This is a genomic window from Arcanobacterium ihumii, from assembly GCF_900604515.1.
In the GTDB taxonomy this organism is placed as follows: Bacteria; Actinomycetota; Actinomycetes; order Actinomycetales; family Actinomycetaceae; genus Arcanobacterium_A; species Arcanobacterium_A ihumii.
In genome coordinates, this window is the sequence record NZ_UWOS01000001.1 from 503813 (window position 1) to 526262 (window position 22450).

General features: G+C 49.7%; 20 protein-coding genes and 1 pseudogene. 15 read left to right on the forward strand and 6 right to left on the reverse strand.

The window, feature by feature from the left end:
• The first annotated feature begins 4 nt into the window (after positions 1 to 4).
• The 6 genes and pseudogenes from EIH22_RS02255 (at position 5) to EIH22_RS02285 (ending at position 5702) form a co-directional block, all read left to right on the forward strand.
• The gene (locus tag EIH22_RS02255; protein ID WP_124054190.1) at positions 5 to 1636 is read left to right on the forward strand and encodes an FAD/NAD(P)-binding protein; all 1632 of its coding nucleotides are present in this window, start codon (positions 5 to 7) and stop codon (positions 1634 to 1636) included.
• A 456-nt stretch (positions 1637 to 2092) separates the two neighbouring features.
• Positions 2093 to 2632, forward strand: a pseudogene (locus tag EIH22_RS02265) (DUF6928 family protein); the annotation flags it as partial.
• Positions 2633 to 2834: 202 nt separating this feature from the next.
• On the forward strand, positions 2835 to 3203 hold the full coding sequence (locus EIH22_RS02270) for an ArsR/SmtB family transcription factor (protein WP_200829145.1): 369 nt from the start codon (positions 2835 to 2837) through the stop codon (positions 3201 to 3203).
• Positions 3190 to 4134 (forward strand): cation diffusion facilitator family transporter, encoded by a 945-nt coding sequence (locus tag EIH22_RS02275; RefSeq protein WP_235001739.1) that lies wholly within the window; start codon positions 3190 to 3192, stop codon positions 4132 to 4134. The genes EIH22_RS02270 and EIH22_RS02275 overlap by 14 nt, the downstream gene beginning before the upstream one ends.
• 118 nt (positions 4135 to 4252) lie before the next feature.
• Entirely contained in the window at positions 4253 to 4873 is a 621-nt protein-coding gene (locus EIH22_RS02280; RefSeq protein WP_124054193.1) for a TetR/AcrR family transcriptional regulator, read from the forward strand.
• A gap of 43 nt (positions 4874 to 4916) precedes the next feature.
• Positions 4917 to 5702 carry a hypothetical protein gene (locus tag EIH22_RS02285; protein ID WP_124054194.1) on the forward strand — a complete coding sequence of 262 codons (786 nt, stop codon included), beginning with the start codon at positions 4917 to 4919 and terminating at the stop codon, positions 5700 to 5702.
• A 101-nt stretch (positions 5703 to 5803) separates the two neighbouring features.
• Here the strand turns inward: EIH22_RS02285 and EIH22_RS02290 are convergent, their stop codons facing one another.
• A complete protein-coding gene (locus EIH22_RS02290; protein WP_124054195.1) occupies positions 5804 to 7549 on the reverse strand; it encodes an oleate hydratase in 1746 nt (581 codons plus the stop codon).
• 385 nt (positions 7550 to 7934) lie between these two features.
• Between EIH22_RS02290 and EIH22_RS02295 the strand changes: the two genes are divergently transcribed.
• Complete coding sequence (locus EIH22_RS02295) at positions 7935 to 8582, forward strand: DUF4352 domain-containing protein (protein ID WP_124054196.1); 648 nt, start codon at positions 7935 to 7937, stop codon at positions 8580 to 8582.
• Between the two features lie 477 nt (positions 8583 to 9059).
• On the opposite strand, the gene ychF is transcribed toward EIH22_RS02295, so the two are convergent.
• Positions 9060 to 10139 (reverse strand): redox-regulated ATPase YchF, encoded by a 1080-nt coding sequence (ychF, locus tag EIH22_RS02300; protein ID WP_124054197.1) that lies wholly within the window; start codon positions 10137 to 10139, stop codon positions 9060 to 9062.
• A 275-nt stretch (positions 10140 to 10414) separates the two neighbouring features.
• On the opposite strand from ychF, the gene EIH22_RS02305 reads away from it, so the two are divergent.
• A complete protein-coding gene (locus EIH22_RS02305) occupies positions 10415 to 11647 on the forward strand; it encodes a DNA recombination protein RmuC (RefSeq protein WP_124054198.1) in 1233 nt (410 codons plus the stop codon).
• A 99-nt stretch (positions 11648 to 11746) separates the two neighbouring features.
• Here the strand turns inward: EIH22_RS02305 and EIH22_RS02310 are convergent, their stop codons facing one another.
• Complete coding sequence (locus EIH22_RS02310; RefSeq protein WP_200829146.1) at positions 11747 to 12562, reverse strand: DNA alkylation repair protein; 816 nt, start codon at positions 12560 to 12562, stop codon at positions 11747 to 11749.
• 25 nt (positions 12563 to 12587) lie between these two features.
• On the reverse strand, positions 12588 to 13685 hold the full coding sequence (locus EIH22_RS02315) for a 4-hydroxy-3-methylbut-2-enyl diphosphate reductase (RefSeq protein ID WP_124054695.1): 1098 nt from the start codon (positions 13683 to 13685) through the stop codon (positions 12588 to 12590).
• Between the two features lie 208 nt (positions 13686 to 13893).
• Here EIH22_RS02315 and xseA point away from each other — a divergent pair, with 208 nt between their 5' ends.
• The 3 genes from xseA to EIH22_RS02330 are packed head-to-tail and all read left to right on the forward strand — an operon-like array spanning position 13894 to position 16630.
• Positions 13894 to 15330, forward strand: a complete 1437-nt coding sequence (xseA, locus tag EIH22_RS02320; protein WP_124054199.1) for an exodeoxyribonuclease VII large subunit — start codon at positions 13894 to 13896, stop codon at positions 15328 to 15330.
• Positions 15327 to 15662 carry an exodeoxyribonuclease VII small subunit gene (locus EIH22_RS02325; protein ID WP_124054200.1) on the forward strand — a complete coding sequence of 112 codons (336 nt, stop codon included), beginning with the start codon at positions 15327 to 15329 and terminating at the stop codon, positions 15660 to 15662. The genes xseA and EIH22_RS02325 overlap by 4 nt, the downstream gene beginning before the upstream one ends.
• Positions 15662 to 16630, forward strand: a complete 969-nt coding sequence (locus EIH22_RS02330) for a carbohydrate kinase family protein (protein ID WP_124054201.1) — start codon at positions 15662 to 15664, stop codon at positions 16628 to 16630. Before EIH22_RS02325 ends, EIH22_RS02330 begins: the two co-directional genes overlap by 1 nt.
• 239 nt (positions 16631 to 16869) lie before the next feature.
• On the opposite strand, the gene EIH22_RS02335 is transcribed toward EIH22_RS02330, so the two are convergent.
• Positions 16870 to 17631, reverse strand: a complete 762-nt coding sequence (locus EIH22_RS02335; RefSeq protein ID WP_124054202.1) for an isoprenyl transferase — start codon at positions 17629 to 17631, stop codon at positions 16870 to 16872.
• 145 nt (positions 17632 to 17776) lie between these two features.
• Between EIH22_RS02335 and trhA the strand changes: the two genes are divergently transcribed.
• Positions 17777 to 18430, forward strand: a complete 654-nt coding sequence (trhA, locus tag EIH22_RS02340; protein WP_124054203.1) for a PAQR family membrane homeostasis protein TrhA — start codon at positions 17777 to 17779, stop codon at positions 18428 to 18430.
• 183 nt (positions 18431 to 18613) lie between these two features.
• Positions 18614 to 19849: a PPK2 family polyphosphate kinase gene (locus EIH22_RS02345; protein ID WP_124054204.1), complete on the forward strand. Its 1236-nt coding sequence runs from the start codon at positions 18614 to 18616 to the stop codon at positions 19847 to 19849.
• Positions 19850 to 19937: 88 nt separating this feature from the next.
• On the opposite strand, the gene mca is transcribed toward EIH22_RS02345, so the two are convergent.
• On the reverse strand, positions 19938 to 20822 hold the full coding sequence (gene mca / locus EIH22_RS02350) for a mycothiol conjugate amidase Mca (protein WP_124054205.1): 885 nt from the start codon (positions 20820 to 20822) through the stop codon (positions 19938 to 19940).
• A gap of 305 nt (positions 20823 to 21127) precedes the next feature.
• Here mca and greA point away from each other — a divergent pair, with 305 nt between their 5' ends.
• On the forward strand, positions 21128 to 21601 hold the full coding sequence (gene greA, locus EIH22_RS02355; RefSeq protein ID WP_124054206.1) for a transcription elongation factor GreA: 474 nt from the start codon (positions 21128 to 21130) through the stop codon (positions 21599 to 21601).
• A 107-nt stretch (positions 21602 to 21708) separates the two neighbouring features.
• Positions 21709 to 22386, forward strand: coding sequence for a peptide-methionine (S)-S-oxide reductase MsrA (gene msrA, locus EIH22_RS02360; protein ID WP_124054207.1), 678 nt, complete (start codon positions 21709 to 21711; stop codon positions 22384 to 22386).
• Positions 22387 to 22450: the final 64 nt, after the last annotated feature.

The window sequence follows — 22450 nt, forward strand, 5'->3', positions numbered from 1 at the left end:
TCAGATGCTCTCAATCGCAATCGTTGGCGCAGGTCCGCGCGGTACCGCTGCACTTTCTGCTTTAGCTGCAAAAGTGACACAACCTGTCATCGTTCATTTGTTTGGAGCTTTGAATGACGACGGCGTTAACATAGCAGGTCAGGGTACACCCTTTGACGTAACACAACCCGAATACTCGCGATTCAACGCACGAACCGCAATCGTTGATCAGTTTGGGCCGTATCGTGGCAATCAAGTTCCTGTTTCGGACGCTAATCCCTCCAATGATCCAGCTGAATTTCATAAAAAGCTCGAAGATAGCGTCGCTTCACTTCACACCGCACCAGACTTTGACACGTGGGCAAAGAAAAACTATCCGCAGTACGTCAACGATTTCCCTCCTCGTAAGGTCATTGGCGAGTATCTGGTCCATTGCTATGAGTATGTGAAGAAGGATCTGCCCAAGAATATTGAACTGGTTGAACACGGCTGGGCATCGAAAGTATCGGGCGTGCCCGGTTCTTGGCGCGTTACCACGGGAAAGCAAACTTTTACCGTTGATGAACTCTTGCTCACTGTTGGGCATTCATTGAATCCTCCAAAACCCGTTTCGCTCGAGGATTTCGGTGGTAAAACAAGGGCTTATATTCCTTTCGCCTACCCACTTAGCGTCTTAGATGGCATTGACGCCGACGCAACCGTAGCGGTGCGTGGTGCGGGACTGACGTTTATCGACGTCGCCCTTGCACTAACCGAAGGGCGTGGCGGAAAGTTCTCTGAGGACGGAAGCCAGTACGTTTCAAGCAAAAAACAGGTGAAGAAGATTTTACCGCTCGGGCTAGAAGGAATCTTCCTGGACATCAAGCCGAACATTGACGTCGTAGCGGATCTCATTGGCGAGCGCACGCTCAATGCCACGAACAAGAAGATTCGCGAGTCTGAGTCGCTCTCTAAAATCTTGGATCTCATTCGAGGCTTGACGCTGGATGTGCTTAAAAAGCTTGATTACCCTTATCCGGAGGCGATTTTCGACGCCGTTGTGGCAGGCTCGGCACCGAGCGAAGGTAATTCGCGTGGCACACTTGCAGACTCGATTGCGGCGTACGACGGCAAACGAAAACTCGGTGCGAAAGCCGTGTTCGCCGGCGTCTTCCTATTACTTGCAGATGCGATTTTAGACGTGCTACCAGGGAAAGAATGGCCAAATGACGAGTGGGAAACTTTCCGTACGTGGAACTCGCTAGTAGATATTTATGGATTTGGTCCGCCACCAATCAATGCACGCAAAATATTAACGCTCATCGATGCCGGAGTGATCGATACATCGTGGCTGGATAAGGGCGTTAATGCACTCGAGCTCCCCGAAGCGGTTGACGTGGTGGTTGATGGCGTACTTGCACCGGGAGGTTACTGGCCTGGCGCTTTTCCAGAGCTTGCCGAAATCGAAGATTACCTGCTCGTATGGAACGAAGATCGCAAGGGCGTAAGAATTAGTGCTGATGCTTCTGTTTTGAACAGTGATTTGAAGCCAGTTCAAGGTTTAGCGGCATTTGGTCGAATTACTGAAGAATGGGAACTTGGAATGGACACGCTCAATTCGAGTCTGCATGGGCAGTTGCCGCTGTGGGCTGAGCGTATAGCTGGGCGGATGGAGTAGGCACGTGGAAATCTGGACACTTAACCATCCCACGTATGGGAATATTGCCGTGGAAATTGGATTCGACTCTGAATTTCTTGCCATTGATCCAACCTGGCCATTCTCAAGCAAACCCCATCTACGATCCTGGTTGTGCCACCGCTTTTTCGACGTTCCAGAAACTTATATTGTTTCGACGGATACCAATAAACATCAACGTTACTTCATTGAACATAGAGTCACGCCACTGCGAGCACGAATTACGGTAGAAGCTCTCCCAGACCTTCCAAAATTTTCCCTCGAAACCACCCCTAGCTGCAGAGACTAGCTAGTATGATTTGCTCATGGGATTTAAATGCACAATGCTTTCATATTCGCCGGATATCCCGCGGGAGGACATCACTACCAAGCCAGAGGGGCGGCGTTGAAGCGGCATCGTAGCAGCTTGCAAAGTATTTCGAAGGCGAATGGCGCTTCGACCGAACGGGTGATCTTGACGAGGCTTTCAACCCCACGGACGGAAGTCTCTGGGTCGGAACCTGGGGAGACACCGTCGTCTTCACCGGCGAAGAAACTTTAGGCTACCTCGTTGATGAGCCCGCCGATAACACGTGGTTCTTATTTACTCACAGCATGATGGATGCTTGCTCGTATCGGACGCCACCGAATCACCGTGGTCGCGTAGTAGATCTGGACGATTCTGCTACAGCTAAGGATAAAGTAGCAGCACTCGAGGGCGATCTGCTTCCCTTTGAGGAACCGTTTGCGCGTGGAGACCACAATTACGACGACGATCCCGAGTACGGTTATCACCCGCTCGACTTGGCAGAATCTGCCGTGTTGTGGATCTTCGGTACTGAAGGCGAATGTGCCTCTGAAGACGAAGTAAGTGCCACAATGACACCGGTCGATCCGGGAGAAATAATTCTTCACAGGTTTGTTCCAGCTGGTACGCCGGAGCGTTCTGAATCTGAAGGCGGTAAGAAGAAGGGCTTCTTCAGCCGATTGTTTGGTTAGAATTAGCCTTTCTTAATTAGTGGATGTGCGTCGAAGAAATCCGGCGCACATCTGTATGTTTGAAATCTTCACCTTTAAACAGGAGGGGCTCAACAGTAGAAATCGCGAGCATGGAAACGCCAACGATGATTGAGGAAAGACTGCTTCATCGTAAAAGAACATCACTCTTTCAAATATCGTCATATAGCGATATTATCGCTATATGACGATCATGCCGCTACAGAGCAACCCTAAGGCTCCCCTCCTTGTGTCAGCCCTATTTAAGAGCTTGGCCGATCCCCATCGATTGATGATCGTTCAACATTTGCTACTCGGCGAGCATCGAGTATCGGACCTAGTAGAGCACCTCGACTTAGCCCAATCGACGGTATCTACGCATATCGGACGCTTACGCGATACGGGACTACTAGATAGTCACACTCACGGTAGGGCAACGTTTTACACCCTTGCCCACCCTGCGGCTACACGAACCCTCTTAGCAGCAGCAGAACACGTTCTAGCCTGTACCGGAGAACCTGTAGATTTATGCTTCATCAACCAAGAAGAAAACGTGAACAATGATGATGAATGAGGAAAACAGCCAAAGACACCAAAAACCAGCGTTTCATCATCAACACGCAACATTAAACTCGAACCCGAAATATCTCCTAGTAGCTCTGGTATTACTCGGTCTGTTCATGGCCACCGAAGTCATCACAGCAGTTGTCTCAGGATCCCTCGCATTACTTTCCGATGCCACCCACATACTTTCCGACATGGCAGCTATTGCTTTAGCGCTCTGGACAATAAAACTCGCACACACTCCACGGAAAGGCATATGGACGTGGGGATTAAAGCGTGCAGAGATTCTTTCTGCAGCTGTTAACGGAGCAGTGCTGTTAATTCTGGCTATTGCTATAGGGATTGAGGCGATTAGTCGCCTTATTTCCCCTCCACCTATCGTGGGTGGTCTTGTTTTACTTGTGTCCCTAGTAGGAATTGCTGTCAACATCGCAGTTGTCCAGCTTGTTGCACGCGCCAATAGATCGAGTCTCAACATTGAAGGAGCATACCAACATATCCTCACCGACTTGTATGGGTTTATTGGCACCTTCGTTGCAGGAGTCATCATTATCGCAACTAGATGGACTCCTGCCGATACCATAGCTTCCCTTATCATATGCGCCTTGATGATACGTGCAGGGTGGGGTCTATTACGAGATACGGGTAGGATCTTGCTCGAAGGTGCCCCCGATGGCTTAAGCCTCTCCGATATACGCAAACATTTACTTAACATTGATCATGTTTACGAAGTACACGATCTTCACGCCTGGAGTCTGTCAAGCGAACTACCCGCTCTATCTGTCCATTTAGTACTTGACCCCACCTGCTTCAATGATGGGCATACCACCAAAATACTCGACGATGCCCAATCATGCCTCCAACACCATTTCAACATCGACCATACGACTATCCAGATTGAGCCGCCCACACATTCAGCGCACGAACCAACAAAACATTAGGCTCATTAAACTAAATCGTTTCGAAAACGCTTCAAAACTCGTCACACAATCCTTAATTCGTCAGACTGAGAGCATACAGCTATTGACCGGAATGTAAGTCCATGCTTACATTGTAAGTATGGACTTACATTCCGATGCAAAACGTTCCTCTCGCGAAAAATTGATGTTGTCCGCCGTCAGCCTTTTTGCGTGCAATGGATACAGTGGCACTTCTACCAAATCAATTGCAGAAGCAGCCAAACTCAATGAACTTACACTGTTTCGCCACTTTGGCACGAAGCAAGATCTCCTGCGCGCAATCGCCCTTGAACTTACGAATAGAGAAAGTCCTCTTGGCATCGACGCAAACACCCACAATATTCGTCATGAGTTACAAAAAGCAGCTGTAAACGAAGTTTCACGTGTCAATATTTTCGGCATTTGCGCCTTACGATTAACAATTGAATCCAGCTCTAACCCCGAAGTAAACGACGTATTCAAAGAACTTGGTCCAGTTGAAAACCTCAAGCATTTATCAGCCGTCTTTGCTACATGGCAAAAACAAGGAAAACTACTAAAAACTCTTTCCCCTGAGCTGTTAGCAGAAGCATTTTCTGCGCTCACTGGCAACCTTTTAATGACTCGGATGCTATTCGTTAACCCTGAAAATTATCTTGAAGACGAAAATCTGCTATCACAAATGCGTTCGGATGTTATCTCTTTGACCAACCTTTTTTGTGACGCGGTCCTTATTAAATAGCACGATTTTTACGGAAACTTTAACCTTAGGAAAATCGACCAAAATGGACAATATTCAGATCCTCAGAGTTTTACCAGGCACTATTGCCGCAACTGCCGCAATTGTTGCCGTGATTTGTGGTCCGTTGATGCTCGGGATAATCCGCTATAGCGTCTCTACCGGAGCAAATGTGCAGTACGTCGGTGGCGAAGTAGTGACCTTTATTGCAGCATTTACGTTGCTCTATACTGCCACTGGGCATCGCTCGCCTACGGCGGAACTTTTTAGCATCGGTGCAGCATTATATTTGCTCTATACGATGATCACTGTTGTTTTTGGGCAAGATTACCGATATTACAACGGAAATGCCGAAAGCTGGTTCGGGCTATTTGTTATTATTTCAGTTGGAGCTATTTTCCATGCCGCAACACGAATAAGCGAACTAGTAAATTCATGCGATATTACCGCGAGCAAGACTAATCGAATCACACTAGCAATTATTGGTGGAATATTCCTTCTCTTGTGGATAAGCCAAATCTGGGCCCTGAAAACTAATCCTCCCGAAGAATATATTGCCGATCCAGCATTATTCTGGCTAATCAAATACCTAGATCTAGCGATTGTTATCCCTACAACACTGATCAGCGCCGCAATCTGGAATGGCAACTACGTTGTGTCAGGAACAGTCGCTCTCTCTTTCAGTTTTTGGATCCTATTTGCTATTTCCTGCATGCAAATTTCGATGGTGATATCAAAGTTTGCTCCGCCACAAAGCCTAATAATTGCTGTCGTGATGCTGTTTGGAGCAGGTTGGTGTGGGCACTGTGCACGTGGAGCTATTCACGTTTAAATCTCCACTCTTTCACAATAACAGCTACAAAACACGTATTTAAGACGAAGACGGCGAATCGAGGGCTAAATCCCGAGTCGCCGTCTTCTTATTTATCGATTTTAGATAACACCGTACCGGTCAAGGAGCTGACCGACGACGTTGCGCTGCAGTTTTCGCCGCAAGAATCCTGGGACAGGGAGTTTCTTTCCATCACGCATCTTTACAGTTGCATCCAATAGATCACGAACGTCATAAACCGAACCCCATACTTCGGGGACTCCTCTATCGACGTCGCAAAGTTGATACACAGCTTCCATTGCAGTGCGGACGGAATACTCGGTAGTGAAAATCGTATCCCGAGTTGTTTCAGCGAACTGCCCCAAGAACGCAAAGTTCTTAACATGTGGCGGCACTACATAAGGGCGATCGCCTAAAGTGCGCGGCAAGAAGAACGAAGTAATGAAAGGCATCATACACGGCAAGCAGACCACCGAATTAGCAGCCAAATCATCAATTCGATCGACAGGTACACCCAAGTGATATAGCCACTCTTGCGCAATTTCTTCGCCCGTGCATTCAGCCATAGTTTTCTTTACATAATCACCAGGCTTATCCAAGAACAGACCGTAAATCCATACGACTGCCTTATCCTCCGGCTGGCTCTTAAAATGTGGCTGGCGATTGATCGTCCATGACATTAGCCATGATGAATCTCGAACTGTAACGATACCACCCGTCACTACACGTCCACTGAGCGGATCTCTCTTGCAGATCTTCTCGATATAAGGAAGCACCCGATCATCAAGAGTTGTGAGCGAAGCAGATTCCCATTTAGTAAGTTCGGGAGTTGTGCAATATTTATCGGGATGACCAAATGTTGGGTCCTGCTTGGCGATGTTACGCCACAGTTGCCAGACGCTACCTTCACGAATCTTGGTATCGTACTTTGGTGCAGTATGATGATCCCCCCAAGCGGAGTTTTCAACACACGATCCGTTGGTAACAAACACTAAGTCGTTTTCATTGATGTCCAAACCGCCGGCTTCTCCGTCTCGAACCCAGTCGATACGTCGAGCAACCTTTTTGCTTGCAGTCAGATCAAACTGCACATTGGTAACGCGAGTGTTGTATTGGAATTTCACACCATTGCTCTTGAGGTATTCAACCAGTGGCATGATAAGTGATTCATACTGGTTGTACTTCGTAAACTTGAGCGCACTAAAGTCCGGCAACCCACCAATATGATGGATAAATCGTTGCAGATAAAGCTTCATTTCCAAAGCAGAATGCCAGGTTTCAAAAGCAAACATGGTCTGCCAGTAAAGCCAGAAGTTGGACTCGAAAAAGTCCTTGGAAAGGTAGTCCGTCATCGGCTTGTCATAAAGATCTTCATTGCGCGTGAAGAAAAGCTTCATGAGTTCTTTTTGAGCTTTTGAACTTAATGTAAATTTTCCGTCTGTATGACCATCAGCTCCACGGTCCTGCGTAGCACGCATGAGCGAGTAGTTAGGATCATCTTTGTTAAGCCAATAAAACTCATCGAGCACACTGGCATCCGGAGTTTCAAGTGACGGAATTGAACGGAACAAGTCCCAGAGGCACTCAAAATGGTTTTCCATCTCGCGACCACCACGGATCATAAAACCCTTATTGGGATCTTCGATGCCATCGCATGCGCCCCCAGGGAGCGCTCCTGCTTCAAGGACTGTGATGTGGTTTCCGGGCATCTGAGCATCGCGGACCAAAAAGGCTGCAGCTGCCAAAGACGCGAGTCCGGCTCCCACTAGATATGCATGTTTATCGTCTATGCCGGCGGGCTTTCGCGGGCGGGCAAAGGCTTCATAATTGCCATTGCTGTAATACATGCCACAAGCATACGCCTCGCGACGAATCAATTTTAAGGGTAATCACTGCCTGTTCACTGACCGTGAAAGCACCACAAACGCAACTAGATTTAAGGACTGATTACATTGTAATGCCTCCCATGTAATTGGTGACTAGACTTCCCAGGATCACAACTGATATGAGCCCAACAACAAAAATGATGAGGTGGCAGCGGAAGCTATGAGTGATGAGTCGCAGGCAAGCGCAACAATTGAATCAGGAGCTGAAAAATTCCTGAAGATAACGAAATTGAAAATTCTTGAAAGTTGGACGCAAATGTTATCCTTTATTTGCATGTAAAATAACAACGTTTTACGCACTTATCTGCAACTACTAGGAGAAAACAATGACTACTCCCCCCCCCCGATGAATCAACCCACACCTAATGGGAAAGCCAAAAAACCAATTTTCAAGAAATGGTGGTTCTGGGTATTAATCGTCCTAATAATCGCAGGCTTTGGGCAATCGCTAGGTGGAGGAAGCAAGAATGCTTCAAAACCCTCAACTACGAGCACTACCGTTGCTGAACAGAAATCTTCGACCGAACAGAAATCGACGGCTGAACAGAAATCGACGGCTGATTCCAAAGAATCTCAAAAGGACAAGAATGCCAACGCAAAAGTTGGTGACGCAGTAACCGTCAAAGATTGGTCCTTCACAATTGTTAAATTAGGCAACAAAGTACCTGCTGTTGGAAATGAGTTTGCAAAAGCCCAGGCAAAAGGAACTTTTCAACCAGTCGACGTGAAAGCCACAAATAATGGAAAAGAAGCAACCTACTTCTTCGCTGACAATTTCAAGCTCAAGGATGACCAAGGACGCGAATACAGTTACTCTTCTGATGCTTCAATCTACGGCGCAGTCAATGGTGCCTCCCCTATTTTAGACAAAATCAATCCGGGAATTACCGCAGAAGGCACCTTGTATTTTGATATTCCTGCCGATGCAAATATTGTTTCGATAGAGATATCTGGTGGTTGGTTCTCGAAACCAGTTTCAGTGTCAGTTAAGTAGACGCTTTTATATAGCAACTGAATATCTTTCTGGGTCGACGCATTAGACTCCATCTAACGGTCTTGCGTACGACCCAGAATCTTTTATACACAGAAATCATCTTTCTCAAATACCCTTAAAGAATTTGCATGCATATGCGTCAAAATTGATCCACGTATACTGCGAGCTAAAGGCCAGTGTGTATGTCAAAGTAGAGCATCATAAGCGAGGTCTGAAAATCCAACAACACATCCACTAATTTCAACCACTACAATCCGCACCCTCTACGAAGAGCGTTCCGCACAGCTAAGTCAACATCCTCTAGTGACACACACCGATTTGCACTTGAATATAGAGACAACCCAGTACCACGCAGAGCGAAACACCTCTACCAGGGCATACGCGTTCTCTGCACGATACGTGAATGGTAATAACTGGAATCAACGCGAGTTTAGTTTAGCGTTCACAGTCAGAGACATTAGCACCAAGCGCAAGAACCTACACGTTAAACCTGAACTCGACCACGTCGCCGTCGTGCATTACGTAATCCTTGCCCTCCATACGCAACTTTCCGTGCGCACGCGCCTCGGCAATCGACCCAAACTCAACCAAATCCTCGAACGAAACAACCTCAGCTTTGATGAAGCCTCGCTCAAAATCGGTATGAATCACGCCCGCCGCCTGCGGCGCAGTCCAGCCCTTACGAATCGTCCACGCACGCGCTTCCTTAGGACCAGCCGTCAAATACGACTGCAACCCAAGCGTCTCGAAACCAACGCGCGCCAACTGATCAAGCCCAGATTCTTCCTGACCCGACTCAAGCAGCATCTCACGCGCTTCGTCTTCTTCCAGCTCAACTAGCTCAGATTCAAACTTAGCGTCCAAGAAAATCGCTTCTGCGGGCGCAACAAGCTCACGCAACTTCGCCTGCATGTCTTTGTCCGCCAGCCCGTCGTCGTCGGTATTAAAAACGTAAATGAAAGGCTTGGACGTCATGAGCTGGAACGACTTGAGAATATCCTGGTCAAGGTCGCCACCGGCAGACGACAGCGTCTTGCCCTGCTCAAGAATCGCGAGCGCCGCCTGCGCCGTCTCCACCACTTCCTTGTCGATCTTCTTGCCCGTGAGCTCCTTCTGCAAACGCGGGAGCTGCTTTTCGAGCGTCTGGATATCCGCAAGCACAAGTTCCGTGGTGATCGTTTCGATGTCCGATGCCGGATCGACTCGTCCATCCACGTGTGTCACGTCTGGATCGGCAAAAGCACGGGTTACCTGGCAAATCGCATCGGCTTCGCGAATATTCGCAAGGAACTGGTTTCCTAGGCCTTCGCCTTCAGACGCGCCACGCACGATACCTGCAATATCAACAAACGACACCGTCGCCGGGATGATCTTCTGGCTACCGAAAATATCGGCAAGCTTGTTAAGGCGCTCGTCTGGGAGCGGCACGATTCCCACGTTCGGCTCAATCGTTGCGAACGGGTAATTCGCCGCGAGCACGGTTGCACGAGTGAGTGCGTTAAAGAGAGTTGATTTGCCTACGTTCGGCAGTCCTGCGATTCCAATTGTTAAAGCCACACGAACAGTCTAGTTGGGATCAAGGCTCGCGCGGTAATTATGGGCGATGCCTTGTAGGTTTTCACAAGGGATCGTCGTATTGCATCGCGGTTGGTGGTGAAGTTTTTGCATTATCCGGATATATATCCAGTAACTCCAATAATCTCACCACGAACCAACCCATATCGCATCAGATCTGTTGGAACATTAGTCCAACTTCCATCACCCACCGGTAAGATGACTGCCCTAAGAATTGGCATCCGTTTTTGGCAGGAGCTCTCCCCTAGACTGAAACCATGACGATCAACATTGCAGTTTTGATGATTATTGTGGTTCTTGCACTCTTGCTTGGTGCCTCTTTTGGATACATCTATGCTCGCGGGCGCGCTCTTGAACAACTAAATTTGAGTACCGAACAGCTTCGTTCTACTCGAGAACAGTTGCTCATAACTACCGGAAAGCTCGAACGCCTGGAATCGGAAAACACTGAATTAATTGATCGTTTCGGGGAAGATTCTTCGGTTCTGCAGGTTCTCTCTCCGATTGTTAAGCAACTGGATAACGTCAACCAACAAGTGCAACGCCTTGACCAACGCACGCTTACTCACAACACCCAGATTTTGACTCAACTTCAGAACGACGCGCGGGTGCAAGCGGAACTCTCCCACACCACAGCTTCCTTGAATGCCGCTCTGCGCTCTACCTCCGCCCGCGGTAACTGGGGCGAAGTGCAGCTTCGACGGATTATCGAAGCCGCTGGAATGCTTGAGCGCGTCGATTTCGACGTCCAAACTGCGTCGGCCCAATTCGCGTCTCGATCCGCTTCAAATGCCGACGGCGGTGCGTCACGTTTGCGCCCAGACGCAATTATTCATCTCCCAGGTGGCGGCCACATCGCCATCGATGCGAAGACGCCGATGGATGCCTTCCTAAACGCCCAAGAAATCGATACCTCGGATTTGGCTGGAGCCCAGAAACGCGACGAGCTTTTAACCAGGCACTCGAAGGCAGTCTCTAACCATATTCAAGCCCTCATTAAACGCAACTACCCAGGGGATTTTCCTGACTCTCCCCAGATCACAGTCATGTTCCTTCCATCAGAAGGTCTGCTTGCCGAGGCACTGAATACCGACGCCGCACTCTTAGAAAACTCTTTGAGGTCAGGCGTTGTGCCGGCGTCCCCAAGCTCTCTTTTAGCATTGCTACGTGCAGTTGCTTCGGTGTGGTCCTCCGCAGCCGCTTCGGAAGAAGCACGAGAAATCGTAGATCTTGGAAGAACCCTAGTCGAACGACTCAATACAGTTGTGAAGCATCTTGGCACCCTTGGAAAATCCTTGGGCAGCTCGGTTGATAGCTATAACAAAGCTATCGCTTCGCTAGAATCCCGAGTCCTTGTAACCGCCCGTAAATTCAATTCACTCGACACCAAAACCCTAGAAGTAGCCCCACCACCAGCACGATTGACCGATTCAAGTTCAGCAGTTCGGCTTCCACAGCCTCTATTAGAAGAGGAGGAACCTCAAAAATAGACCGACTAATCAAAAATAGACCGACTAAAGATTAGCGCTGGCTAACGCTCCGAACCAGCTAAAGATTTACGCCAGGTATAGATACTTGGACTTACGCAATTACAGATACTTGCTGGCCTCGCGGCGCGTCAGCGCCGCGACTGGGTGACGATCCAAGAAGTCACGAACCCAGCTTGGATTAGTTTTGGAGAACTCCCGAAGTGACCAACCGATTGCTTTTTGGATAAAAAATTCACCACCGAACTCCGAATCAGGCAAGTTCAGCACGATAATTTCTTCGAGCAAATCAACGTCGGTTTCACCACGAAGCAGTAGCTGGTGATCGATTGCGATTCGCCGAGTCCAGAAATTAGAATCCTGAGCCCACGCCAGCATAGTTTCCTTTTCGCTAGGGTTACGAACAACGATCTCCCCAACCGTACGATCGAGCGCATCAACCGTATCCCACCACGATTTCGCCTCCACCAAAGTCTTAATCCGTGGCAAATCTTCCGCACCCAACAGATGCTTAACCTCGCGCAGATAATCAGCTGCCACGTATTGAAACTCGCGCTGAGGCAATGCCCAACACATCGAAATAAAGCTCCAGTCAGCGTGCGGATCCTTACGTGCCACCTTAAAGAATGGTTTCGAAATCGCTTTACGCTCCGGCGTCTTTACACCTAGGAACATAAACTGATCACGCATGTAACGTTGCATCCCAACTGCTACTTCCGGATCGCCCATGCTCATGAGCTCCGAAACCAACAAGGCACCGTCCATCTTGGTATCAAACGGATCACCATCGAAAACAGGATCAATCGGTGTATCGAGAATTACGCCGTCAAGTGCATCAAGCGGGGAAGTTAAAACCCCTTGATATTGCTCCGGCGAACCAGATTGATACTCAACCGGCGAACCAGTCTGCTCTGTCATATCCACCCGATTCTCCTCGAAATTCTTAGATGGACTTGTTGGCGCGGGCATTGGAGATATTAGCGTTCTTATCTCGCGCTTTATGCGGGCGATCAACTTCAGCGCCAGTTGCCTTCAAATCAGCACGCAGATTCTTTGGCAAAGAGAAACGAACGTCTTCTTGTGCGGTTGCCACATTCTCAACCTCGGTGAAACCAGCATCCTTCAAAACCGTAACCACATCGCGAACCAAAATCTCTGGGACAGATGCCCCTGAAGTTACACCAACCGTCTTTGCACCCGTGAACCACTCACGCTGAACTTCGCTCGCCTTATCAACTCGATAAGCAGCACCAGCGCCAGACTCAAGCGCAACCTCTACCAAACGCACCGAATTAGACGAATTAGCCGAACCAACCACGATCACAACATCAGCCATAGGTGCCATCACCTTCACAGCGCCCTGGCGATTCTGCGTCGCATAACAAATATCGTCCGAAGGTGGATCAATCAGATTCGGAAAACGCTTGCGAAGTAACTCAACCGTCTTCATCGTCTCATCCACAGAAAGCGTCGTCTGTGAAATCCAAACCACCCGATCCGGATCACGAACCTGAACAGTCGCAACGTCTTCAGGACCATTCACAACTTGAATATGGTCAGGTGCCTCACCCTGCGTACCCTCAACTTCTTCATGCCCCTCGTGACCAATCAACAAAATATCGAAGTCTTCATCCGCGAACCGCACCGCCTGTTTATGAACTTTTGTGACCAGCGGGCACGTAGCATCGATCGTCATGAGTTGGCGTCTAGCTGCTTGCTCATGGACCTCCGGGGAAACACCATGAGCCGAAAATACTACTCGTGCGCCTTCAGGAACGTCGTCGGTATCGTGGACGAAAATCGCTCCACGCTCGGTAAGCGTCTCAACAACAAACTTGTTGTGAACGATTTCCTTACGCACATACACCGGCGCGCCGTAGAGATCCAACGCTTTCTCAACAGCGTCAACAGCACGATCCACTCCAGCACAGTACCCACGCGGAGTAGCAAGCAAAATCTTTTTACCCTCGGCAGACGGTTTAGACGGAACATCTGCTGGGAAGGCAGATGCACCCGCCAAAGACACAGTTGGATCCGGCATGACTTCAGAATTCTTCATGTCTAGATCAGAAGTGGCGTTATTTGGCTGGTGCGGCACAGGGCCCTCATTTCGTCTTTGCATAGGCATCGGCATTTATAGCCACAAGTATAATCAAATCCCCCAGCACCTTCACTCACAGGAATCCGAGCATTCTCTCAAAGTGATTATTTCGACTGCACAAACCAGCTCTTACATGCAAAACTAAAGTGTGGCAACATTTTCCTCTCCAACTTCTGCAACCTCTTCACCCGACCGCTCGGCGCACTCAAGTTCAGTTAGTGGCTCAGTACACGCGGGCCAATCACACGCCCGCACCACCAGTGGCTCAGCACACTCAGACTCCGCACACACAAACAGTCACCAAAGCACAAGTAATCATCAATCAGACGTTCCTACAAACCTCCCACAACTCGCTGCGCAAACCACTCCAGACCAGCCTTGGCCACTGCGCCTACTCTCCGCAAAGATTGCACAATACGTCCAGAAGATGTCTCGGCTTTGGGTGGAAGGCGAAGTTATTACGTTGGTACGGCGCCCGAATGCCAAGCTCCAATATTTCACCTTGGCTGATCTCGAAGAAAAAGTATCCATCAACGTCAAAATCTTTTCTCATAATCTTCCTGCCGAGATCCAGCAAGGATCGCGCGTCGTGGTCTGCGCAAAACCCGATTTCTGGGTGGGCTCCGGCTCACTCACCCTTCACGCCGACGAAGTCCGCACCGTAGGAATAGGCGATATCCTTGCCCGAATCGAACGTCTCAAGCAGCAGCTCGCTTCCGAAGGTCTCTTCGCTGACAGTCGGAAGCAGCCACTTCCTTTCCTTCCGCGCCGAATCGGTTTAATCTGTGGCCGAAATACGAAAGCTAAGCACGACGTCGTCGTCAACGCTTCCGCGAGGTGGCCCGAAGTGTCCTTCGAAATCCGGGAAGTACAAGTGCAAGGCAACGGCTCAGTTGAAGCAATGATTCCTGCGCTGAGCGAGCTTGATTCGATTCCCGACGTCGATGTTATAGTTTTCGCCCGCGGTGGCGGTTCCGTGGAAGACCTATTGCCTTTCTCCGACGAAAGGTTGGTGCGTGCAGTCGCAGCAACTCACACCCCAATCATCTCTGCAATTGGGCACGAAACTGATAATCCGATCCTCGATTACGTTGCCGATTTTCGCGCTTCGACTCCAACGGATGCAGCTAGGCGAATTGTGCCCGACGTCATCGAAGAACGAAACGGCCTACGTGAAGCCATACGACGTGGTCGCATGAATATCGATACACGGCTCGCCAACGCTTTTGACCAAGTACACCAACTGCGAAGTAGTCCGGTTTTCACTCAGCCGATGCGTTCCATCGATGCGCGAGGCGAGGACCTTGAGAATCTCTTGCGACTATCGCGGATTTATTTTGAGCGCGGTATCACGAAAAAACGTGCGGATTTAGATGCCGATCTTGCACGTTTGCGGACTTTATCCCCACAATCTACTTTAAATCGCGGCTACACTATTCTTTTACAACCCAATGGGTCAATCGTTCGATCAGTATCGGACGCTCCCCCGCCGATTGAGCTTGAAGCCAGGCTTGCAGATGGCACGATCCGCGTTGTGGTTACCGAAAATGAAAAGCCAACTATTAGGAATGGAGAGGCAAGATGACTGATCAGAAATCAAATACATCGCCGAATAGCAGTATTGATGCCACTGCACCTGTGCTCCATTCCCCAGAAGAACTTGATAAGAAAGTCGCTTCTCTATCCTATGAAGAAGCACGATCGAAGCTTGTTGACATCGTCGCCCGACTTGAGCAGGGAAATATTCCGCTGGAGGAATCACTTACTTTGTGGGAGCTCGGGGAAGCCCTCGCACGCAGGTGCGAAGCCTGGCTCAACGGTGCACGACAGCGTTTAGCTCGTACCCAAGCATTAACACGTGACACTCAATCAGCTGCTGAAGAGGCAGAATTTTCACGAGATTCGGAGAACAACTAATGACGATCCTCGTAATCGGTGAATCCCTCATCGATATTTTCTACAACCAGGACGGCGAAGAACTTGATCGCCGCCCAGGTGGTTCGCCTATGAATGTAGCCATCGGTTTAGCTCGCTTAGGTCGAGATACGTCCCTTCTCACCCGTATTGGTGACGACGCCGCAGGAGATTCCATCGTTGAGCACTGCGCTGCTGATCGCGTACATTTGGTGGCAGGATCAGTGACGGCGGACCCAACCTCTCTTGCCCAGGCACACCTCGGTGCTGACGGATCGGCGAACTACACATTCGAACTTCATTCCGATTATCCGATGCCACCAACCGATGAGCGTGAGCGTGCTGACCTGCTCGATGGCGCACCCCGCTTAGTTCACATCGGTTCAATCGGCGCCCATCTTGAGCCGGGAGCCAAGGCCGTGCGCGAGTGGATCAAGTTCTACCGCCCCAAGTCAACGATTTCCTACGATCCAAACGTGCGCCTTGACGTCGTCGGGCCAGCTTCGAAGTTGCGCGAAGAAGTCGAATCTTTCCTTGACCTCGTTGATGTATTCAAGGCAAGCAAGGAAGATCTCGAATTCCTCTACGAGGATTTTGACCTCGACGTTGCTGTAGATAAGGTACTCGATGCAGGTGTTTCACTGGTTGTTATCACCGACGGAAGCGCTGGTCTTCACCTTTACACCAAGAATCACCAAGTAACGATCCCAGCGATTTCAGTTGAGGTCGTCGATACCGTCGGCGCAGGTGATTCGCTGATGTCTGCACTTATTGACGGCTTGGGTAGGCTGTCGGTGATTGGTCGCGAAGAGGTTGACGCGATTCGCGGCCTTTCCAAGACGATGCTCACGACCCTCGGTTACTATGCCGCCACAGCAGCCAGCATCACCGTTACCCGTCGTGGAGCAAACCCGCCGAACCGCGCAGAGATTTCCGCACAATCTGAAAAGTACTCCCTTGAGGGGCTCTGAGTTACCCTTTAACTAGGGTTTGCCTTCGAAAGAAGGTTTTCCTTTCAACACAAAGAACGACGTCGATGCGAAAATTTCGTTTCGGCGTCGTTCCCTTTTGTCCTTTAACCCAGACTTCTGTAGTGCGTGGGGCTGGATCTACATGTGTGGGCTAAATGGATACGTGGGGCTGCTGCTTAGTGGTGCGCAAAGTTCATGTTGCCTCTTATCAGGCTAATTTATGCGCTGGCGTTTTATATTTACTTACCCCGGCGTCGCTCACGTTGCGAGTAGTCACGCAACGCGCGAAGAAAGTCGGTTCGGCGGAAATCTGGCCAGTATGTTTCACAGAAAAAGAATTCTGTATGGACGGTCTGCCAGAGCATAAAGCCACTCATGCGTTGCTCGCCTGAAGTCCTGATAATCAAGTCAGGATCTGGTTGCCCACGCGTGTACATATGGTTTGTAATATCTGCGGTGGTGAGGCTGTCCGCCACTTCACCGAGTGTTACCCCATTTGCTTCACATTCGAGCAGGTAGTCTCGCATAGCCTGCATAATCTCCTGGCGTCCGCCATAACCAATCGCCACATTAACAGTCATGCCTTCAACTTCCGCACTACGCTCAGCGGCGTGAAGAATACGCGCGGCAGCATCACTGGGAAGAAGACTCATATCACCGATCACGCGGAGCTTCCAGCGTTTCGTTTCAGCCAAGCTCTCAACAAGCCCAACGATAATATCTAGGAGCTCGTTGAGCTCATCTTTTGCTCGCGTTAGGTTATCCGTGGAAAGCATCCACAAAGTGACGATCCCAATCCCGGTTTCCTCGCACCAGCCCAAGACCTCGCTTACGTGATCGGCGCCGCGGCGATGCCCACTCGATGCTGCTACACCGAGGGCTTTGGCCCAGCGCCGGTTTCCATCAAGGATAATTCCCACGTGATGTGGAACTTGGGTAGCCGGCAACCGATTCCGCAAACTTCGCTCGTAAAGCGCATAAAGAAAGTTGGGAATTCGCATTCGGCCTCCTCGCGATTTTCCTCGTGATGTATTCCAGCATACCTTGCTCGATTAATGTAAACATCGTACTCCGCTCATGTAGTGTTAGAAGTACTGGTGAACCATGGTTTTTATAGGTTCCCATTTCTGAGCGCGTAGGAGTGTCATGAGTCGAAACGATAATATGCCAAAGACTAAGGCACGCGGCTGGATTCACCTCTTCACTACTCCGCTTGCGGTCGCCAACTCGATCGTTCTTCTCTGTTTCGCACCGACTTCCTCAGTTACGTGGTCTTTCGTTGTTTACGGACTCGCTGCGCTCGCCCTATTCGGCGTCTCTGCCTGCTATCACATCGGTAACTGGACTCCACGTACCAAGGCAATCTTGCGACGCATGGATCACGCCAACATTTTCTTGCTGATCGCCGGTACCTACACACCACTTTCGGTAATGTTACTGGCAACGGCGCGCGCGCAGCTTGTGCTCTCGATTGTTTGGATTGGTGCAATCCTAGGCATCTTTATGCATATCTTCTGGATCAATGCACCGCGCTGGCTTTATGTGTTGCTTTATATCTTGCTCGGCTGGGTAGCCGTCTGGTTTCTCCCAGATTTCTGGAACAATGGCGGACCAGCAATCGTCTGGTTATTACTTGCTGGTGGCCTCGCCTACACGATCGGTGCAATCTGCTACGCTTTCCGCTGGCCGAATCCATGGCCGCTCTCTTTCGGATTCCATGAGTTCTTCCATCTGGGAACGGTCATTGGCTATGCCTGCCACGCAATCGCGGTGTGGTTTGCATTAAGCACCGTCTGGTAAGCAGTTGCGCTCAGTTTAGCGACCAGTTCAACAACATCTGACGCACTGTTGAATACTGCTCGCACTTCCCCAGTCACTCAATTCCAAGTGCATGGTCCTTCTACCAACTGAACTCGGCAAATAGAACTTGTGATGTAAGGCTCAACTCGTTGTGATAGTTTTTCCCTAACGAAGGGAGCTTCCATGGCGAAGAAATCATCTAAGAACCACAAGGATGCAACACGGGAATCGAAAGTAACGTCCACCCAACCAGGCAAAGGATGGGTACAATCCCCTAATGAAACATTGCGCGTAAGTACAGATTTTGACCTCGCTAACTTTGATCACGCTTCCACTCCCGGCTGGGACGAAGGGAAAGTAGCGGCCGAAGAATTCCTCGAGAGCCGCGGCAATGTGCTTTCTGAGCTACAAGAACGATTCTTTGCCGCAGGCAAGTTCGGTGATCAACGTTCCGTTCTCCTAGTGGTTCAAGGCCTAGACACCGCCGGAAAAGGTGGCATTGCCCGTCATGTGCTCGGGCTCGTCGATCCACAGGGGATTTCGCTCGCCTCGTTCGGCGTACCTACAAAGGAAGAAGCATCGCATCACTTCCTTTGGCGAATCCGCCGTGCGCTACCAAAGCCTGGAAAAATCGGACTTTTCGACCGTTCCCATTACGAAGATGTACTTGTTCAACGCGTTGAGAAAATCGTGGATGAGCCTACGTGGCGAAAGCGCTACGGCGAAATCAATCGCTTCGAAAAGAAACTCACAGAAAACGGCGTCACCATTATCAAGGTTGCGCTGATGGTTTCACATGAAGAACAGGGCAGGCGCCTAGCTGAGCGAATTGTTCGCCCTGATAAGAAATGGAAATACAATCCAAACGACATTGATACCCGTCTAAAGTGGGACGAATATCAGCAAGCCTACCAAGACGTTTTCATCGAAACTTCAACACAATGGGCTCCTTGGCACATTATTCCTGCAGATCACAAATGGTATGCACGCCTCGCAGTCACCGAACTGCTCACCCAAGCTCTTATCGATTTTGACCTTGAATGGCCAAAACCGCGCTGGGTTGAGGACGTTCAGTACCGCCGCCTCCAAGAGACCATGACTGAGAGCGAAACATTGGAGGTTAACGAACTGCGCGACGTCGTCGTTAAGGAAGCGGCTCAGGCAATCGAAAGTTTCGACGACGAGGTCGCCACTATCGATAGCTCCCCTACCACGTCACTCACTGAACTTACAGAGTCACCCAAACCAAAAGAGACGCACGATCCGCAAGAGGTGCAGGACGGAGAAGCGCCAACGGGCAGAACCACCGGCCAGGACGCTTCTAAGGACGAAAAGAAAGCCAAGAAGAAAGATCCAAAGAAGGATAAAAAATCTAAGAAATCAAAGAAAGACGGCAAGAAGAAAAAGAAGGATAAGTAGTGGTTGTTGGCCCGAACAGAATATGCGGGCCTTACCGCCAAATTATCGGGATTTCGCAATCTCCAGCTCTCACAGGACTTTGGCGAGTTTAGATGAGCGGCTCAACTCCAGGAATTCGCGCAAAGAGATCAGCTTCAACATCCGCTACCTTCCCTACATGCGAAATCGCCAAGGTAAATTCTTCCCAAGGCCAAGTTTCCGCTTCGAGGTCACGTGGCGTTGCAAAGAAAAATCCATTTGGGTCAATCTGTGTTGCGTGAGCTCGAAGTGCTGCATCTCGCTGAGGGAAGTACTTATCTACACGAACACGCGCATCGACCTTCTTAGCTGGGGTATCTTTGCGGCGCTCAATCCAACCACCAAAGGGGCTCTCTACGCCTCTATCAACCATGGCATTGTGGAGTTCTGTGAGACGAGGCAAGCTAAAGGATACGTCGTAGTAAACCTTGAGCACTCGCCAAGGTTCGCCTTCGTCTGGATATTGGTCAGGGTTCGACGCCGCTGCCACAGCAGCCATTGTCACTTCATGGGTACGAATGTGGTCTGGGTGTGGGTAACCACCGTTTTCGTCATATGTGGTAACTACTTGTGGCCGAAATTCCCTAATCTCACGAACCAAGCGCCGTACTGGCTCGTCGAGATCAATTGCAGCGAAGCTGCCTTCAGGAAGTGGCGGGAGTGGATCACCTTCTGGCAGACCCGAGTCAACAAACCCTAACCACGTATGCTCAATCCCCAGAGCATCAGCAGCTGCATGCATCTCTGCACGTCGAACATCAGAAATATTTGCCATAATTTCTTCTGCCAGATGCAAGAGATTCGGGTTCAAAATATCACCGCGCTCTCCACCGGTCATAGTTACGACTCGAACGCGCCCAGTGGTTGCATATTTTGCCATCATCCCTGCCCCCTTAGATGATTCATCATCAGGGTGAGCATGGATCGCCATGAGTCGCCGTTCGTCGGTAAGCATATGTCCCTTTCGCAGTGAATTGGCTCTATTCTAACAGGATAGTTGAATTTTTAATAGATTTAGCAGTGTGGGATGAGAAACAAGCCACGAAACCATCTTAATGTCTAAAAAATCCACTCCGAGCTGATACTTTGTTCACACTTAACCTTGATGGTAAGGTATCCCTTTGATACACCACGTGCCTTCGGGCACGTTTTGTTAGATTCGGCGTCGAAGAAAATTCGGATAAACCGAGCAAAAATCGAATAACACAAATTACCGTCGCCGAAGATAACTATCGCAATTAATGAAGTAGGAGAACTCACATGGCTGATACAACATGGCTTTCACAAGAAAGTTTTGATCGCCTGTCTGCTGAGCTTGAGACGCTCAAGACCACCGGACGCACTGAAATTGCTGAGCGCATCGAAGCAGCTCGCTCGGAAGGTGACCTTCGCGAAAATGGTGGATACCAAGCTGCACGTGAAGAGCAATCTAAGATGGAAGGGCGCATCCAAGAACTCACCTACCTTCTTGAGCATGCAGAGGTTGGTGAAGCACCAACCTCACTCGACACCGTTGCACCAGGCTTGGTTATTACCGCAAAAGTAAATGATAACGAAAAGCACTTCTTGCTCGGTTCACGTGAAGCTGCAGCCGATCTCGATATCGACGTTTACCCAGAATCAGCTCCACTAGGATCAGCAATCATGGGGCTCAAGGTAGGCGATAAGACTTCTTACGTGGCACCAAACGGAAAAGAATTCACCGTTGAGGTGTTGAAGATCGAAACACTGTAATTTTTACAGCTATTCTCAGCTGCGGGCGGATTCCTTATCCAGGAATACGCCCGCAGCTGTTTTTCAGGCACACTTTAAATATCCAATTAACTATCTGAGGAGCGCAAATGTTTATTTTCCGTCCTGAACCCACCATGGTTTCACCCAACAACGCGCTGCCCGGCCGATCGACACTGATCCTGCCAAATCCGGGAAAGCATCTTGTTCTTGGCTCGGATATCCTCAAAAATCCCGATGCGGGCGAAGCAGAAATATTCCTAGCTGCAGGCTGTTACTGGGGCGTGGAAGAAATTTACTGGAACACACCCGGCGTCGTCACTACTGCAGTCGGTTTCATGGGTGGATTCACACCGAACCCCACATACCAAGAAGTATGCACCGGGGAAACTGGACACACCGAAACTGTGCGCGTTGTTCACAACGAAAGCGAAATCTCCACTGCTGAAATTCTCAAGACCTTCTTCGAATGCCACGACCCAACTACGCTAAATCGCCAAGGTAACGACGTCGGAACCCAGTATCGTTCGGCTATCTTCACAACGACGCCGGAGCAGTACGCAACTGCGAAGGAGATGCTCGCAACATACGAACAGGTACTGAAGGGTGCTTCAGGCGGCAAGGCGCAGATCGTCACAGAGGTAATTGACGCGGCACAATCACAATTCTATCCGGCGGAAGATGGCCACCAGCAGTATCTTTACAAGAACCCTGATGGCTACCGCTGCCATACCAAGTCCGGAATGGCGTGTCCGCTGCCTGGTACTGGACCACTGTCACAGAGTTAATCCACTGGAGCCGGTTTCCTCATCAGTCATTTTCTCGACTAGTTCGAATTACAAGTAGACTATG

Excerpts from the sequence above, each read along its gene's own strand:
- EIH22_RS02255 (WP_124054190.1), top strand. The coding sequence starts at position 5 with ATGCTCTCAATCGCAATCGTTGGCGCAGGTCCGCGCGGTACCGCTGCA.
- EIH22_RS02270 (WP_200829145.1), top strand. The coding sequence starts at position 2,835 with ATGACGATCATGCCGCTACAGAGCAACCCTAAGGCTCCCCTCCTTGTG.
- EIH22_RS02275 (WP_235001739.1), top strand. The coding sequence starts at position 3,190 with ATGATGATGAATGAGGAAAACAGCCAAAGACACCAAAAACCAGCGTTT.
- EIH22_RS02280 (WP_124054193.1), top strand. The coding sequence starts at position 4,253 with ATGGACTTACATTCCGATGCAAAACGTTCCTCTCGCGAAAAATTGATG.
- EIH22_RS02285 (WP_124054194.1), top strand. The coding sequence starts at position 4,917 with ATGGACAATATTCAGATCCTCAGAGTTTTACCAGGCACTATTGCCGCA.
- EIH22_RS02290 (WP_124054195.1), bottom strand. The coding sequence starts at position 7,549 with ATGTATTACAGCAATGGCAATTATGAAGCCTTTGCCCGCCCGCGAAAG.
- EIH22_RS02295 (WP_124054196.1), top strand. The coding sequence starts at position 7,935 with ATGAATCAACCCACACCTAATGGGAAAGCCAAAAAACCAATTTTCAAG.
- EIH22_RS02305 (WP_124054198.1), top strand. The coding sequence starts at position 10,415 with ATGACGATCAACATTGCAGTTTTGATGATTATTGTGGTTCTTGCACTC.
- EIH22_RS02310 (WP_200829146.1), bottom strand. The coding sequence starts at position 12,562 with ATGACAGAGCAGACTGGTTCGCCGGTTGAGTATCAATCTGGTTCGCCG.
- EIH22_RS02315 (WP_124054695.1), bottom strand. The coding sequence starts at position 13,685 with ATGCCGGATCCAACTGTGTCTTTGGCGGGTGCATCTGCCTTCCCAGCA.
- EIH22_RS02325 (WP_124054200.1), top strand. The coding sequence starts at position 15,327 with ATGACTGATCAGAAATCAAATACATCGCCGAATAGCAGTATTGATGCC.
- EIH22_RS02330 (WP_124054201.1), top strand. The coding sequence starts at position 15,662 with ATGACGATCCTCGTAATCGGTGAATCCCTCATCGATATTTTCTACAAC.
- EIH22_RS02335 (WP_124054202.1), bottom strand. The coding sequence starts at position 17,631 with ATGCGAATTCCCAACTTTCTTTATGCGCTTTACGAGCGAAGTTTGCGG.
- trhA (WP_124054203.1), top strand. The coding sequence starts at position 17,777 with ATGAGTCGAAACGATAATATGCCAAAGACTAAGGCACGCGGCTGGATT.
- EIH22_RS02345 (WP_124054204.1), top strand. The coding sequence starts at position 18,614 with ATGGCGAAGAAATCATCTAAGAACCACAAGGATGCAACACGGGAATCG.
- mca (WP_124054205.1), bottom strand. The coding sequence starts at position 20,822 with ATGCTTACCGACGAACGGCGACTCATGGCGATCCATGCTCACCCTGAT.
- greA (WP_124054206.1), top strand. The coding sequence starts at position 21,128 with ATGGCTGATACAACATGGCTTTCACAAGAAAGTTTTGATCGCCTGTCT.
- msrA (WP_124054207.1), top strand. The coding sequence starts at position 21,709 with ATGTTTATTTTCCGTCCTGAACCCACCATGGTTTCACCCAACAACGCG.